The 14,565-nt window shown below is 60.5% G+C and carries 14 protein-coding genes, 1 tRNA gene and 1 pseudogene; 11 read left to right on the plus strand and 5 right to left on the minus strand.

Annotation, left to right across the window (positions count from 1 at the left end):
- Positions 1-10 precede the first annotated feature (10 nt).
- Positions 11-190 (minus strand): hypothetical protein, encoded by a 180-nt coding sequence (locus ACU688_RS14560; protein ID WP_448185298.1) that lies wholly within the window; start codon positions 188-190, stop codon positions 11-13.
- Between the two features lie 163 nt (positions 191-353).
- Between ACU688_RS14560 and ACU688_RS14565 the strand changes: the two genes are divergently transcribed.
- Together ACU688_RS14565 and ACU688_RS14570 are read left to right on the plus strand one after the other, a co-directional pair.
- A complete protein-coding gene (locus ACU688_RS14565) occupies positions 354-878 on the plus strand; it encodes a phospholipase D family nuclease (protein WP_448185299.1) in 525 nt (174 codons plus the stop codon).
- Positions 879-1,098: 220 nt separating this feature from the next.
- Positions 1,099-2,268, plus strand: a complete 1,170-nt coding sequence (locus tag ACU688_RS14570) for an acyltransferase family protein (protein WP_448185300.1) — start codon at positions 1,099-1,101, stop codon at positions 2,266-2,268.
- Between the two features lie 65 nt (positions 2,269-2,333).
- Here the strand turns inward: ACU688_RS14570 and ACU688_RS14575 are convergent.
- Together ACU688_RS14575 and pvdQ are read right to left on the minus strand one after the other, a co-directional pair.
- Positions 2,334-2,407 (minus strand) — tRNA-Cys (locus ACU688_RS14575).
- Between the two features lie 212 nt (positions 2,408-2,619).
- Positions 2,620-4,908, minus strand: a complete 2,289-nt coding sequence (gene pvdQ, locus ACU688_RS14580; RefSeq protein ID WP_448185301.1) for a bifunctional acylase PvdQ — start codon at positions 4,906-4,908, stop codon at positions 2,620-2,622.
- 225 nt (positions 4,909-5,133) lie between these two features.
- On the opposite strand from pvdQ, the gene ACU688_RS14585 reads away from it, so the two are divergent.
- Positions 5,134-5,514: a fe2+ zn2+ uptake regulation protein gene (locus tag ACU688_RS14585; RefSeq protein WP_207042928.1), complete on the plus strand. Its 381-nt coding sequence runs from the start codon at positions 5,134-5,136 to the stop codon at positions 5,512-5,514.
- 1 nt (position 5,515) lies between these two features.
- Here ACU688_RS14585 and ACU688_RS14590 read toward each other — a convergent pair whose 3' ends face one another.
- Both ACU688_RS14590 and ACU688_RS14595 read right to left on the minus strand, forming a co-directional pair.
- Positions 5,516-5,710, minus strand: coding sequence for a hypothetical protein (locus tag ACU688_RS14590; RefSeq protein ID WP_124527649.1), 195 nt, complete (start codon positions 5,708-5,710; stop codon positions 5,516-5,518).
- A 141-nt stretch (positions 5,711-5,851) separates the two neighbouring features.
- Entirely contained in the window at positions 5,852-6,766 is a 915-nt protein-coding gene (locus ACU688_RS14595) for a LysR family transcriptional regulator (protein WP_448185302.1), read from the minus strand.
- 117 nt (positions 6,767-6,883) lie between these two features.
- Between ACU688_RS14595 and ACU688_RS14600 the strand changes: the two genes are divergently transcribed.
- The 8 genes and pseudogenes from ACU688_RS14600 (at position 6,884) to glgA (ending at position 14,564) form a co-directional block, all read left to right on the plus strand.
- Positions 6,884-7,879 carry an aldo/keto reductase gene (locus ACU688_RS14600; RefSeq protein WP_448185303.1) on the plus strand — a complete coding sequence of 332 codons (996 nt, stop codon included), beginning with the start codon at positions 6,884-6,886 and terminating at the stop codon, positions 7,877-7,879.
- A 135-nt stretch (positions 7,880-8,014) separates the two neighbouring features.
- Positions 8,015-9,148 (plus strand): annotated as a pseudogene (locus ACU688_RS28085) (HAMP domain-containing protein); the annotation flags it as partial.
- A 48-nt stretch (positions 9,149-9,196) separates the two neighbouring features.
- Entirely contained in the window at positions 9,197-10,009 is an 813-nt protein-coding gene (locus tag ACU688_RS28090) for a methyl-accepting chemotaxis protein (RefSeq protein WP_491723749.1), read from the plus strand.
- An 89-nt stretch (positions 10,010-10,098) separates the two neighbouring features.
- On the plus strand, positions 10,099-10,557 hold the full coding sequence (locus ACU688_RS14610; RefSeq protein WP_448185305.1) for an SRPBCC family protein: 459 nt from the start codon (positions 10,099-10,101) through the stop codon (positions 10,555-10,557).
- Between the two features lie 97 nt (positions 10,558-10,654).
- On the plus strand, positions 10,655-11,101 hold the full coding sequence (locus tag ACU688_RS14615; RefSeq protein ID WP_017735722.1) for a DUF411 domain-containing protein: 447 nt from the start codon (positions 10,655-10,657) through the stop codon (positions 11,099-11,101).
- The gene (locus ACU688_RS14620; protein WP_448185306.1) at positions 11,098-11,541 is read left to right on the plus strand and encodes a YqaA family protein; all 444 of its coding nucleotides are present in this window, start codon (positions 11,098-11,100) and stop codon (positions 11,539-11,541) included. The genes ACU688_RS14615 and ACU688_RS14620 overlap by 4 nt, the downstream gene beginning before the upstream one ends.
- Positions 11,542-11,582: 41 nt before the next feature.
- Positions 11,583-12,536, plus strand: coding sequence for a D-2-hydroxyacid dehydrogenase family protein (locus ACU688_RS14625; RefSeq protein ID WP_448185307.1), 954 nt, complete (start codon positions 11,583-11,585; stop codon positions 12,534-12,536).
- Between the two features lie 474 nt (positions 12,537-13,010).
- Positions 13,011-14,564, plus strand: a complete 1,554-nt coding sequence (gene glgA / locus ACU688_RS14630) for a glycogen synthase GlgA (protein WP_448185308.1) — start codon at positions 13,011-13,013, stop codon at positions 14,562-14,564.
- Position 14,565: the final 1 nt, after the last annotated feature.

The following is a 14,565-nucleotide window of genomic DNA, read 5'->3' on the forward strand; positions in this document are numbered from 1 at the left end:
GATGCACTACTTAGCGCTGACCACCGCCACCGCCTGGACCACCACCGTGGCCACCGCCTTGTCCGTGCCCACCACCACCACCACCACCACCACCACCACCACCTGGTGGTGGCATGAACATCCAGCAACCCGAAAGGGTGGACAACAGCGCGACCACGACGGCCGCCTTGGTCAGGTAATTCAACTTCATGAAAACACTCTCTGCTTGGCAATATTTGTTTCGCGAGAGATAGGACAAGCGAAAGCCGACGGCGTCACGGCTATCGTGTAACGTGTTGGTAGGCTTTGTATTTTTAAACTTACAACGCGCTGCGAACCAAGCGTTTGCGCATAGCGCTATCGGGGTTTGAAACATGATGATCGTTCGATGCATCACCTTGGCGGCCCTGCTCGGCTTATCGCCCCTCTCTCTGGCTGAACCCAGCATTGCCGTCGGTTTCTCGCCAGAAGGTTCGGCGCGTACGTTGGTACTGGAGACCATCGGCAGCGCGCGGCACAGCATTCAGATGCTGGCCTACGCCTTTCAAGCGCCTGACATCACACGGGCGTTGGTCGAGGCGCAGAAGCGCGGTGTGAAGGTGCGGGTGGTCATCGACAAGAAGCGCAACCTGGGTAAGGCCAGTACCACGGCCATGGACTTTGTCAGCCGCAATGGGGTGGAACTGCGTACCAGTGACCACTTTTACCTGCAGCACGACAAGGTGATTATCGTTGATGGCAGCACGGTGCAAACGGGGTCATTCAATTATGCGACGTCTGCGGAAACGGCGAATTCGGAGAATGTGCTGGTGATCAAGGGCACGCCGGAGATAGCGCGGCGGTATGTTGATCATTGGCAGTCGCGGTGGGAGCTTGGGGTGGGGTATACGGCGCGGTGAGGTACTTTTCAAGAGTGGAAGCCGAGGTCGGGATCGAACCGGCGCAGGGTGAGTTGCAACCCTAACAGACGGAACACCACACCCGAATCAGTCCCCCTTGCGGCCCCTCTGACGGCACGAACGGATGCAATGTAACCGTAAGCCCTGGCACATAAATGACGTGGTATCCTCGCGCGAATAAAGTCGTACATTTACGATACATTCAAGAGGCAAAGGCACCGTGCCGGAACAAAAAAACCAGGTCGGCAGCACCATTGACGCGTCAGGAAAAAATGCAACAACCGTAGAAAGACTTGAGTCACTTACATTCTTGCGTTTTATTGCAGCGCTCGTGGTGGTTATATTCCACTACGGACCAGACACACTCATCTATAAGAACTTGCCAACCATACTGAATTGCGGGCCGATCATGGTCACGTTCTTTTTTGTCCTGTCCGGGTTCGTGCTGGCCCTATCGAATACAAAAAAGACCATCTCCGCCTCACAGTTTTATGTGAATAGAGTGGCAAGAATCCTGCCAATATATTTAATAGCGCTGTTAGCTTTTATGGTAATCACAAGAAGCTCTTTCAACGGGACATTCTTGTTGTCTGCCACTCTTATCCAATCGTGGTTCCCGACAAAAGCCACCACGTTGAATTACCCTGGATGGTCCGTTTCAGTAGAAATGTTTTTTTACGCCATTTGCCCACTGCTGCTTTTACTAAGTAGTGCAAAGAAAAAATCAAGCCTCGGCACATGGCTTGCGTCCGCCGTACTTCTTTGGATTGCCAGCCAGGTCGTACTCAGCTACTACAGTCGCACAAGCCAACATGACGGAGCCGGCACCCTCGCGCACGCCTTGATTAACTACTTCCCGCCTTCACACTTGTGCAGTTTCGTCCTGGGCTTTACCGCTGGGCTCTTTTTCAAGGCAGGCGTATGGCGCCAGGCAATCGGTGAAAAGACTGCACTTATTCTCAGTCTCTTGCTATTCGCCATCATTGGCAAAGTCATTGACTACGGCCCCAGCATAGACGCTGCAATAGGCGAGCATATAGCGTATGCGAGCAGTTTCACCGCGATTCTATTCACACCTGCAATCTATTTATGTGCAATCGCAAATAATCTGCTTAAAAAAATATCATGTATGCCGGCACTCGTCATACTCGGTGAGTCCAGCTACTCGCTTTACATCCTGCAAGCACCGGCCCATCTTGCTTTTCAGACGATCCCTTCCCAATATATGTTTGAGTCCAACACTATTAATTTTTCCATCTTCGTCGTGATGCTGGTTTTGCTGTCTATCGCCTCGTACTTCGTGATTGAAAAAACAGTTTCAAAAATCATAAAAAACGCTTACACAAAACGCATTATGCGAACGCCCACAGAGGCTGAAGTTGCGGTGTAAACACACGCATCAAATCGCAGGCAATAAAAAACCCCGTAGACGTTAATCTACGGGGTTTTCAAGAGTGGAGGCCGAGGTCGGAATCGAACCGGCGTAGGTGGATTTGCAATCCACTGCATAACCATTTTGCTACTCGGCCTCAAACGATCAATGCCCTAATCACTGGCACTCACCGCATGCAAACTTGAGTGGGCTAATGAAGCCTGCCTCTACTCTAACTCATTGAATACACTGAAGTTTTTAATGCTTCGTTGCGTTCGATGGGCGCCATTATGTACGTATTTGCCAAAGCGTGCAACCCCTTGATTTCAAAAATATTTCGCAGCGCTTTCAAGGGGTTGCGCGCCTGCTCTACTCCTTGATCTGGAGCTGCTGGTATTGCGGGTCGGCCTTGATCTGGGCGTCGGTGAACGGCAGCGGGCTGAGTTTTTTCTCGGAGAAGGCCTGGGTCTGGTCCTTGGCGTGCCTGGAGGCTGGGTTGCTGGACAGGGAGAACGCCAGCAAGCCTTGGGCCTGGGGGCCTTTGTCGTCGAAGGTCACGATTTGCAGGTAGCTGCTGCCGCTGACTACTTCGCGTTTGCCGTCGGCGCGCGGGACGGTTTGCATGGCGTTGTAGATGCCCAGTGCCTGCGGGCCGCCGTGGATCGGGGTTTGGCCGCTGACCTGGATATCGCCCCAACGGCTGTTGGCGGTCAGGCCCAACTTATTGACATCCGCCACCGAAGCAAGCATCGCCTCGCGCAGGGCCGTGGCGACAGGTTCGCGGTCGATGGCGAGGCCGCGTGGCGTGGTCAGCGGTTGCGCCGGGTCGAAGGCGACGCGCCAGGCGTCGGGGATCTGCTGCAGGTGGTCCATCAGGTTGATGAAGTGCACCAGGCCCAGGCCGCTGTCGAGGTTGGCGCGCTGGTCCCAGGCTTTCAGGCTGGTGCACAACGGTTGCAACGCAGCGGCGTCGGCGCCCAGGTGTTTGGCGCAGAACGCCAGCAGGTCTGGCATGACCAGCCCTGCCAGGTACACCTCGTTGTCCATCACCATATGTTGCAGGTCGGTGACGCTGATCGGCTTGCTCTCCAGGGATTGCAGGCGTTGCACGGCGAAGCGTGCACGGGGGCCCAGGCCGATGTGGTCCTGGCTGATGACCGGTGAGAAACCGGTCAGCGGCGCCTTGGGGTTGGCCATCCACGCCGAGTCGTTGGAGTGCTGCACATAGTCGCTGCGTTCCAGCTGCGGCAGTTGGTCGGCGGCGAAGATCCCGGCCTGGGCCGCGCGCGGGTCGATGTCCCAGGCGCAGGCGCTGTGGGCGCCGTCGAGTACGATCAGTTGCAGGCCGGCGCGCGGGTCGCTGCATTGGGCGAGCTTGGCCTGGCTGACGTTCGGCACCACCGACAGGTTCATGTACAGGCTCTGGCCCTGGTCGTCGGCGGCCAGGGTATTGACCCACGGGATGCCTTGCAGGGTATGCACCGAGGCTTGCAGTTCCTTGAGGCTGGCGGCGCGGTTCATCGCGTACCACTGCTGTAACACGCGGTCGTTGCCCAGGTTGGCGTCGCGCAGGCTGAAGGCGTAGTGGTTGTCCCAGTCCAGCTTGCCGGGCCATTGCACGACTGGGCCGAATTGGGAGCTGTAGAGCGTCTGGGACACGGCTTTGAGACTACCGTCGGGTTGTTTGGCCTGGACGGTCACCGTGGTTTTATCCAGCGGGAGAGATTTGCCGTCCAGCAGATAGCGCGTGGAATCCTTGGGGTCCAGGGTCAAGCGATACAGGGTGAAATGCTTGGACGTATCGACCGTATGGGTCCAGGCCACATGCCTGTTGAAGCCGATGTTGATCACCGGCAGGCCCGGCAATGCGGCGCCCATCACGTCCAACTGGCCGGGAATGGTCAGGTGCATCTCATAAAAACGCATGCCACCGACCCACGGAAAATGCGGGTTGGCCAATAACATGCCACGGCCATTGAACGAGCGGTCACGGCCTACCGCCACCGCGTTGCTGCCACGGTCCAGGGCAAAGCGCTGCTGATTGGCCGCTGCCACTTCGAAGCGTTGGGCGCTGGCCTGTATGCCGGTGGTAACACCAGGCGGCGTTGCCCCCGCCAGCGCTTCGGCGAATTGGCCCACGCCGCCTTCGACGAGTAAGCGGCGGGTCAGCTTGACCACGTCTTGTGGCGTGATCGGCCGCACCCACGCAGCCTGGCATTGTGCCGGTGCGCCGTGCTCTTTCAGGTAGCGGTTGTAACCCGCCACGTAGCCTTCGACCCGCTGCTGGATCTGCGGCGTTTGCGCGTTCCAGAAGGTGGCGACGGCCTGCGGCGTATTCAGCCAGGTGAAAAACACGTCGCTGGCCAGGTTGTTGCGTTCTTCCAGCGTGGCCTGCTCCGGGCCAAAGAAGCGTGAGCGCTCGCCACTCACTGTGACCACTTCGTTGGCCAGCAGGCACATATTGTCCTGGGCATACGCATAGCCGATGCCGTAGCCCAAGCCACGCTCATCGTTGGCGCGGATATGCGGCACGCCAAAGCCGGTGCGCTGGATCTGCGCCGACGCCTGCGTCACCTGCTCCCGTGCCGATGCGCCCAGGCTCAAGCCCAGCAACACACCCGCCACACACACCCTGGACAACCCGTTGAAAATAATCACGCCGACTCCACCGTCAAATTGAACACCCTCGCGAGGGGTAGCTACCCCACCGTAAGGACGCAATTGACCGGGAACAATTTAGGCAGGCAAAGGCTTAATCGCCGTGACAAAACCGATACTGACGAAATTTACACATCTAAAACTTCATGATTTCGGCTGCTCGTTCGTCTTATTAACTAAGAGCGCTCATTTTCCTGATCAGGCTCTGATAAGGAGTTTTATTGCATGTACAACTCGCAACTGCCCACGGATGGACATTCACCCGCCGCCGAGGCCACGTTTGGCAACGGCGGCCACGCCTTTGGCAAGGCGCCGGAACAGCAAGGCAACCAACGGATTCGCCATTTGCTCAAGTATTTTGGCCTACGCACCAGCCTGATCCGGCTGAAGGTCATCGACGCCCTGCTCACGGCCGCCGACAACCAGCGCACCCTCGGGGTACGCGGCGTGCACAGCCATTTGCTGGAGCTGGGCATTCCGTTGTCGTTTCTCAGCGTGCGTGAGGTGCTCAAGCGCCTGTGCAGCGAGGGCGTGATCACCCTCAATGCCGATAAAAGCTACAGCCTCCATGCAGAGGCTGCCAAGGTACTCGAAGGCCGCGCCTGACTCAGAAGTTGGGCTTGACCTTGCGGCGCATGATGCCGTTGATCACCACCACGATCACGGCGACGGAAATCGCGATGTACTGGAAGGTTTTCTCGCTGATGGCCCCGATGTTCTGCAGGTAGGACAAGCCAAACATCGTCGCCAGTACCGTGAGGGCAATCAGAATCGAATATTTCAAACGTTGCTTTTGAGTCATGACGGTTCCTGAATCTTGAGAATGTAGCCACTGTATTTCGCCGACACACGCCAAGCCCATCACCCTTGCCAGGGATGCGCCAGGGTCGGCCAGGCCCCATGTTACAGGCGATGACGCGCTTTGGCTTGCCTGACGCTGACGTTATCGACGCAACCCCAGGCCCGGGGACGCGCACAACTCCACCAGCCAATCCACAAACACTCGCACCCGCTGGGACAACTGCCGGTGTGGCGGGTACAAAGCCGTCAGCGCCATTTCCGGCACCGGCAGTTTGGCCAACACCGGCACCAACGTGCCCTCGGCCAATTGGCGCATGGCGTGGTAATGCGGTGCCTGGATCAGGCCGTATCCGGCCGCGCACGCCGCGAAGTAGCCATCGGCGCTGTTGACCGCAATGCGCTTGGGCAGATTGATCGCGCGCAGCTCGCTGCCCAGCTGAAACTCCAGGCCAAAACGTTTGCCGCTGGTGCTGGAAACGTACTCGACCATCTGGTGATGGGCCACCAACTCGTCAAGGGAAGTGGGCACACCCATGCGTTCCAGGTAGGCGGGGCTGGCCAGGGTCACCTGTTCCATCATCGCCAAGGGCCGCGCCACCAGCGATTCATCCAGCGGCGGGCCACCGCGCAGCACGCAGTCCACCCCTTCGCGGATGAGGTCCACCGGGCGGTCATTGAGGCCGATCTCCAGCTCGATCTGCGGGTAACGCGCGGTAAATTGCGGTAACGCCGGGATCACGATAAACCGCCCGATGCCGGAGGGCATGTCCACGCTCAAGGTGCCCCGTGGGCTCTGGCGACTGACGGAAAATACCGCCTCGGTTTCCTCAAGGTCTGACAGTAAGCGCACGCAGCGCTGGTAATACGCGGCGCCATCCAACGTAGGGCTGACTTGACGCGTGGTGCGCTGCAACAGCTGCACACCCAGGTGCGCTTCCAACTGCTTGATCAGCACCGTCACCGACGCGCGCGGCAGTTGCAGGCTGTCGGCGGCCTTGGCGAAGCCACCCAATTCGACGATCCGAGTAAACACGCGCATCGCATTAAAACGGTCCAAGGCAGCCTTCCCTGTCGATTATTTAGAATTTACGAATAGTGATAGCTGTTTTAGCCGGTTTATCCAGGTTTTGTCGAGGGTAACAATAGCGTCCTACCCCACCCAGGAGCTGCACCCATGCACACCCGTCAACTTGGCAAAAACGGCCCCCTTGTCTCCGCCATCGGCCTCGGCTGCATGGGCATGACCGATTTCTATACCACTGGCACCAACACCCAAGAGGCCATCGCGACCTTGCACCGCGCCTTGGAACTGGGGATCAACTTCCTCGACACCGCCGACATCTACGGCCCCCACACCAACGAAAGCCTGATCGGCCAGGCCATCGCCGGCAAGCGCGACCAGGTGTTCCTGGCGAGCAAGTTCGGCATCGTCCGCGACCCGGCCAACCCGGCGCTGCGCGGCGTCGATGGCCGCCCCGAATACATCCGCGCGGCCATCGACGGCACCTTGCGCCGCCTCGGCGTGGACACCCTCGACCTCTACTACCAACACCGCATCGACCCCGAAGTGGCCATCGAAGAAACCGTCGGCGCCATGGCCGAACTGGTCACCCAAGGCAAGGTGCGTTACCTGGGCCTCAGTGAAGCGTCTGCGGCCACCCTGGAACGGGCGCACAAGGTCCATCCCATCAGCGCCCTGCAAAGCGAATATTCGCTCTGGAGCCGCGACCAGGAAGACAACGGCTGCCTCGCGGCGTGCCAGCGCCTCGGCGTCGCTTTTGTACCGTACAGCCCGCTGGGCCGTGGCTTCCTCACCGGAGCATTGAACAGCCCGGATGATTTCGCGGCGGACGATTACCGCCGTTTCAGCCCGCGCTTCCAGGGCGATAACTTTGCGAAAAACTTGCTGCTGGTGAACCAGGTGCAGGCGCTGGCGGCAGACAAAGGCGTATCCGCCGGGCAACTGGCGCTGGCATGGGTGTTGGCCCAGGGCGATTTCATCATCCCGATCCCCGGGACCAAGCAGCGCAAATACCTGGAAGAAAACGTGAAGGCCCTGTCGATCACCCTGGCGCCTGACGAATTGGCCGCGCTGGAAGCAATCTTCCCGGCACAGGCAACCGCCGGCCTGCGCTACCCCGAAGCGGTCATGGCGATGCTGGACATATAAAGATGAGGCGCCGGCAAACGGCGCCTCGACTTTCTTGCACGAACGTACCTAAAGCTCCTGATACCCAAGCCGATAGCCCTACGAAGCTCCAACAAAGCCGCGTGAATAATAAACGCTTCGTAAGGACGACCCCCCATGCCTGCACTGCGCTCCATCCAAGCCCGCTACACCCTGTTTTTGGTGCTGTTCGTCCTGGTGTTATTTGTCTTGACCGTCGTCGGCATCGGCCAGTTGGTCGCGCCCAAGTTGCAGCACACCGAAGAACAGGTGGTGCTCAACCGCGTCAGCGAAGTGGCCGAACAGATCCAGGGCGAACTGAACAAGGTTCAAGCCCAGCAACGCACCATCACCCAAACCATTCCCCTGCTCGACAGCGATGCCATCGACAAGGTCCTGCCGGGCCTGGTGGACCAGTATGGCGAGCTGAAAGTCTTTGGCGGCGGCATCTGGCCGTTGCCCAACCAGCGCACCCCGGGGCGCAACAAACACAGCACGTTCTGGCACCGCGATGCCTCGGGCAAGCTGGCGGTCAACACCTTCTGGAACAGCGACCCCGCGCCGAACTACTACGACCAGAGCTGGTACAAAGGCGGCCTCGCCTCGCCGCGCGGCCAATGCGCCTGGGCTGCCGCGTATAAAGACGACGCCAGCCAGGAGCCGCGCACCAACTGCGCCATGGCCATCCAGCGTGACGGCGCCGCGTACGGCGTGGCGACCATCGACGTGACCCTGGGTTTCTTCAATGACCTGGTGGCCAGCAAGGAAAAAGACATCGGCGGGCAAATGCTCATCGTCGAAGCTGACGGCAAGATCATCAGCAACAGCTCGCGCATCAGCGGCCCGGTGGTGTTGAAGAACATCAGCGAACTGACCGGCACCTCGGCCTTTGCCGCCCAGGTCAGCAAAGCCCTGGCCCAGCACAACCAAGGGTTGCAGCGCGCCGAGTTCGACAACGGCGGCGTCGCCAGCACCTTCTATATGCGCCCGATCGAAGGCACGCCGTGGTTCCTCGCCACCGCCCTGCCCACGTCGCTGATCACCGCCCAGCGCAATGACGTACTGGGCAGCCTGGCCCTGCTGCAAATTCCCATGGTGTTGTTGCTGGTGCTGTTGCAGGTCTACGCGATCCTCCAACTGGTGCAGCGCATGAAGTCGCTGAAGAGCAATATCGACGCGTTGTCTGCCGGCGATGCCGACCTGACGCGCCGCATCACCATCCGCGCCGAGGACGAACTGGGGGCCATCGGCCATTCGGTGAACCGTTTTATCGTCTACCTGCAAAACATGATCGGCGAAGTGACCCAGGCCACCGCCGCCATGTCGTCGGGCCTTGCGCAGTTGCAGCAGACGTCGGCGCAGACCAACCAGATCCTGGTACGCCACGCCTCGGAGACCGACCAGACCGTCACCGCCATCACCGAAATGAGCTCCACCGCCGACACCGTCGCGCAGAACGCCGCCGAAACCGCGGCGTTTACCCAACGCGCCAACGAACACGCCGACCGTTCCCGCGTGGTGGTGGGCGAAGCGTCCAACAGCGTCAGCGCCTTGATCGGCGAAGTGTCCAGCGCTACCCACAGCGTAGAAAACATGCGCCAGGACGCCGCACGCATCACTGAAACCCTCGGTGTGATCGGCGCGATTGCCGGCCAGACCAACTTGCTGGCGCTCAATGCCGCCATCGAGGCGGCGCGGGCCGGCGAACAAGGCCGGGGCTTTGCCGTAGTCGCGGACGAAGTGCGCGCACTGGCGGCGCGCACCCAGGCCAGCACCTCGCAGATCAACGAGATGCTCGCGCGCCTGACCAGCGGGGTGAGCACGTCGGTGGCGGCCATGGAAAATACCCAGGCCAGTTGCCAGTCGGCGGCCGATGCCACGGCCCGGGTCAACACCGGCCTGGATGAGATGGCCGGCTCCGTCAGCCATATCAACAACCTCAGCACGCAGATCGCCACCGCCGCCGAGCAACAAAGCGCGGTCACCGAAGAGATCAACCGCAGCATGGTGCACATCCGCCATATGGTCGAAGAACTGGTGCAAAGCGGGCACGCCACCGAAACCAATACCCAAAGCCTGCTGGACGCCAATGGCCGGGTAATCGCCCTGATGAGTCGCTTCAAAGTCCGTTGATCAATTGCTCGCGTACTCCCGTGCAAAGCGCGGGAGTCGGACTATTCTGACAGTTCCCAGTGCTAAGAACGCCACACAGGAGGTGTGCAATGCGCGCTGTCGAGCAGTCGGTCCGCTTGGAGCGGATCAGTCAAGAACGCTTTATCCAGGCCCCTATCGAAGCCGTCTACGATTACGTTACCCAGCCCGATCGCTGGCACGAATGGCACCCCACCTCCCTCAGTGCCGACACCGGCACCCTCGGTTCCCTCCCCGTCGGCGCGCGCTTTACCGAGTACATCGACCTGCTGGGCGTACGCGTGCCCATGAGCTACCGCGTGCAAATTGCCCGGCACCCCAGCGAATTCAAGACCGTGTTCACCTCCCTGGCCGTTGACGGCTCGATTCACTACTTCTTGCAGCCCCACCGCGACGGCACCCTGTTCAAGCGTGTGCTGATCTATGAAACCGAATTGCAACTGGCCACCTTGCAGGAGCGCATGCTCGAACTGTCGGCGATTGCCCTGGACCAGCTCAAGCATCGGCTGGAAAACCCACCCTTTGTATAATTTAGAAACATTACCGCCACAGCTCCCCCCAGTGGGAGCTGGCTTGCCTGCGATGACGTCGGCATGATCGCCCCGACCATCACCGTGTGAGCCCATCATGAAAACCCCATTGCGCTTGGCCCTGCTGTCCGCCCTGTTCACCTCCACCCTCGCCCAGGCGGCCGACCTGATCCCCATCGACGTGCACCGCGACGCCAATTGCGGCTGCTGCAAAAAATGGATCAGCCACTTGGAAAGCAACGGCTTCAAGGTCAATGACCACGTCGAAGCCGACATGAGCGCCGTCAAGCAACGCCTCGGCGTCGCCCCGCGCCTGGGTTCGTGCCATACCGCCGTGATCGACGGCAAGTTTGTCGAAGGCCACGTGCCCGCCGAGCAGGTGCTGGCCTTGCGCAAGCGCGACGATTTACTGGGCCTTGCCGCACCGGGCATGCCGATGGGCTCGCCCGGCATGGAAGTGGACGGCCGCAGCGAGGCCTATCAAGTCATCGGCCTGACCCGTGAAGGTAAAGATGTAGTGGTGGCTGACTACCCGGCGCAATGATCGCCGGCTACCTGGGGCTGTTCCTCGCGGCGTTTGGCGCCGCGACCTTGTTGCCGTTGCAATCGGAAGCCGTGCTGGTGGGCCTGCTGCTCAGCGGGCATTACAGCCTGTGGCTGCTGCTGGGGGTTGCCACCCTGGGCAATGTCCTCGGTTCGCTGGCCAACTGGTGGCTGGGGCGCTGGGTCGAGCACTTCAAGGGGCGGCGCTGGTTTCCGGTCAGCGACCAACAGCTGGACAAGGCGCGCCGGCATTACCAGCGCTGGGGCCATTGGACCTTGCTGCTCAGTTGGCTGCCGATCATTGGCGACCCGCTGACCCTGGTGGCTGGGGTGATGCGCGAGCCGTTGTGGCGCTTTCTGTTGCTGGTGACCGTGGCGAAAAGCCTGCGCTACGCCGTGCTCGCCGCCGTGACCTTGCACTGGGTGCCAATCCCTGCTTAATTCGCCGACTACTCATCCCACCTTGTTCGAGGTACGCGTGAATGTCGGTACAGATTGCAGTCATTGATGATTGGCAGCAGGTCGCCAGTGGTGTAGTGGATTGGTCGGTGCTGGCCAGTGTGGGCCAGGTGCACTTCCTGCACGATTACCCGGCGGATACCGCCACGATGATCGACCGTTTGCGGGGCTTCGACGTGATTTGCGTGATGCGCGAGCGCTCCACCTTCGACCAGGCCCTGCTGCAAGGCTTGCCCCGACTCAAGCTGCTGGTAACCGGCGGCATGCGCAACGCTGCCATCGACATTCCCGCCGCCAAGGCCCTGGGTATCCAGGTGTGCGGCACCGATAGCTATAAACAGGCGGCACCGGAATTGACCTGGGCGCTGATCATGGCCTCGACCCGCAACCTGGTGGCCGAAGCCAACTCCCTGCGCGCCGGTGGCTGGCAAGTCGGCCTGGGCGGCGACCTGCATGGCAAGACCCTGGGCATTCTCGGCCTGGGCAGCATCGGCCAGAAAGTCGCGCAATTTGCCCAGGTGTTCGGCATGCGCGTGATCGCCTGGAGCGAAAACCTCACGCCCGAGCGCGCGGCGCAAGCCGGTGTTACCTGGGTCAGCAAACAACGGCTGTTCGAACAGGCGGACATCCTCACCGTGCACTTGGTACTCAGCGACCGCAGCCGAGGCCTGGTGGATGCACAAGCGCTGGGCTGGATGAAACCGGGCGCGCGCCTGGTCAACACCGCACGCGGGCCGATCGTGGATGAACAGGCGCTGATCCACGCGCTGGAAAGTGGCCGACTGGCCGGCGCCGCACTGGATGTGTTCGCCGATGAACCGCTGCCGCTGGATCACCCGTTCCGCCGCTTGCCCAATGTGCTGGCCACGCCCCATGTGGGCTATGTGAGCGAGCAGAATTACCGGCAGTTCTATGGGCAAATGATCGAAGACATCCAGGCCTGGGCCAACGACACGCCCATTCGCGTGCTTGGCTGACGCACCATTTTGAGGCGTATGCACCTCTGTGGCGAGGGAGCTTGCTCCCGCTGGAGTGCGCAGCGCTCCCAAGATTTTTGGGGCCGCTTCGCGCCCCAGCGGGAGCAAGCTCCCTCGCCACAGCAAAGGCTTTTTCAAGGCGGCATATGGTTACAAGTTTTTTGTCCTACAAAATTCTCTCACAAACCCTACGAGCTCTAGGATCTGTCCTAGACTGATGACCGATGGGTCCGTTCGAAAACAAAAACCCCGCAAAAAATCGAAACTTTCCAACTCTGCCGTAGGTCCAGTTTTAAAGTAAGGCGAGCGCACGCGGTTCACACCCAACGCCCGTCCATCCAATCTTTTCGAGCAAAACGTGCAACTGGCATACGCCTTGCCAGTTTGTACAGTGCTTGTGCGCCTGACCGCAGGAAGCGGTCATCGGAGCTGATGGCAGCGGGCCATTAGCCAACCAACATGTGGGAGAGAACTATGATCAGTGCCGCTGTAGATGTTCAGGGAGAGCGTGTCAGTCAGCCGGTAGAGGGGTCTTCATTGATCGATCTGCCAGCCACTTCGCGGCCGGTCGTGAGTCAGAATCCCAATCGCAAGAAAGTCCTGTTCGTCACCTCCGAATTCGCCGACCTGGTGAAAACCGGCGGCCTGGGCGACGTCTCCGCCGCCCTGCCCCGCGCCATGGCCCATCTGCATGATGTGCGCGTGTTGATCCCCGGTTACCCGCAGGTGATGGAAAGCGACAACCCGATCCATATCATCGGCGAACTGGGCGGCCACGCGGCGCTGCCGCCGTGCAAGATCGGGCGCATGGACCTAAAGGATGGCCTGGTCATCTATGTGCTGATCTGCCCCGAACTGTACGAGCGCGAAGGCACGCCCTACGGCGCCAACAACGGCCGCGACTGGCCGGACAACCATATCCGCTTCGCCCGCCTCGGCCTGGCCGCCGCCGACATGGCCGCCAACCTCGCGCAGATCCACTGGTGCCCGGACCTGGTGCACGCCCACGACTGGCCCGCTGGCCTGGCCCCGGCGTATATGCACTGGCGTGGGTCACGCACGCCGACCCTGTTCACCATCCATAACCTCGCCTATCAAGGCGTGGTCAGCCTGGCCTCGACGCCGGAGCTGGGCATTCCACCCCACGCCTTGCAACAGGAAGGCATGGAGTTCTACGGCAAGATGTCGTTTCTCAAGGCCGGCATGGCGTATTCCAGCCATATCACCACGGTGAGCGCGACCTACGCCCAGGAAATCACCACCCCCGAATTCGGCTGCGGCCTCGATGGCTTCCTCGCCAGCAAGACCCAGCAAGGCTTGCTCAGTGGTATCCCCAACGGCATCGATGAAAGCTGGGAAACCTCCACCGACAGCCACCTGACCCACAACTTCAATATCGGCGACTGGGACGGCAAGGCGATCAACGCCGCCCATGTGCGCAATCTGTTTGGCCTGGACGACTCCAGCGGCCCGCTGTTTGCCGTGGTCTCGCGCCTGGTCTATCAGAAAGGCCTCGACCTCACCGAAGCCGTGGCCAGCTTTATCGTCGAACAGGGCGGGCAGATCGCGATTATCGGCCGTGGCGAACCGGAAGAAGAACAGGCCATGCGCGAACTGGCGTTGCGCTTCCCCGGCCAGGTTGGGGTGCGCATCGGCTTTAACGAAACCGACGCCCGGCGCATGTTCGCCGGCAGCGACTTCCTGCTGATGCCGTCGCGCTACGAGCCGTGCGGCCTGAGCCAGATGTACGCCCAGCGCTTCGGTTCGCTGCCGGTGGCGCGCAATACCGGCGGGCTGGCGGACACCATCGAGGATGGCGTCACTGGCTTCCTGTTCAATGAGTCCACCGTGGACAGCTACAGGGAAGCGCTTAGCCGCGCGTTCAAGGTCTTCGCCTTCCCGCGCCTGCTCAACGCCATGCGTTGCCGCGCCATGACTCAACCCTTCAACTGGTGCCAGGCGGTGGAACCCTACGCCGACCTGTACGAGCAACTGGTGGCCAAGGCCCTGGGGAAATCCGCTAAATAAA

The organism is Pseudomonas acericola (SeqCode) (genome assembly GCF_053456465.1).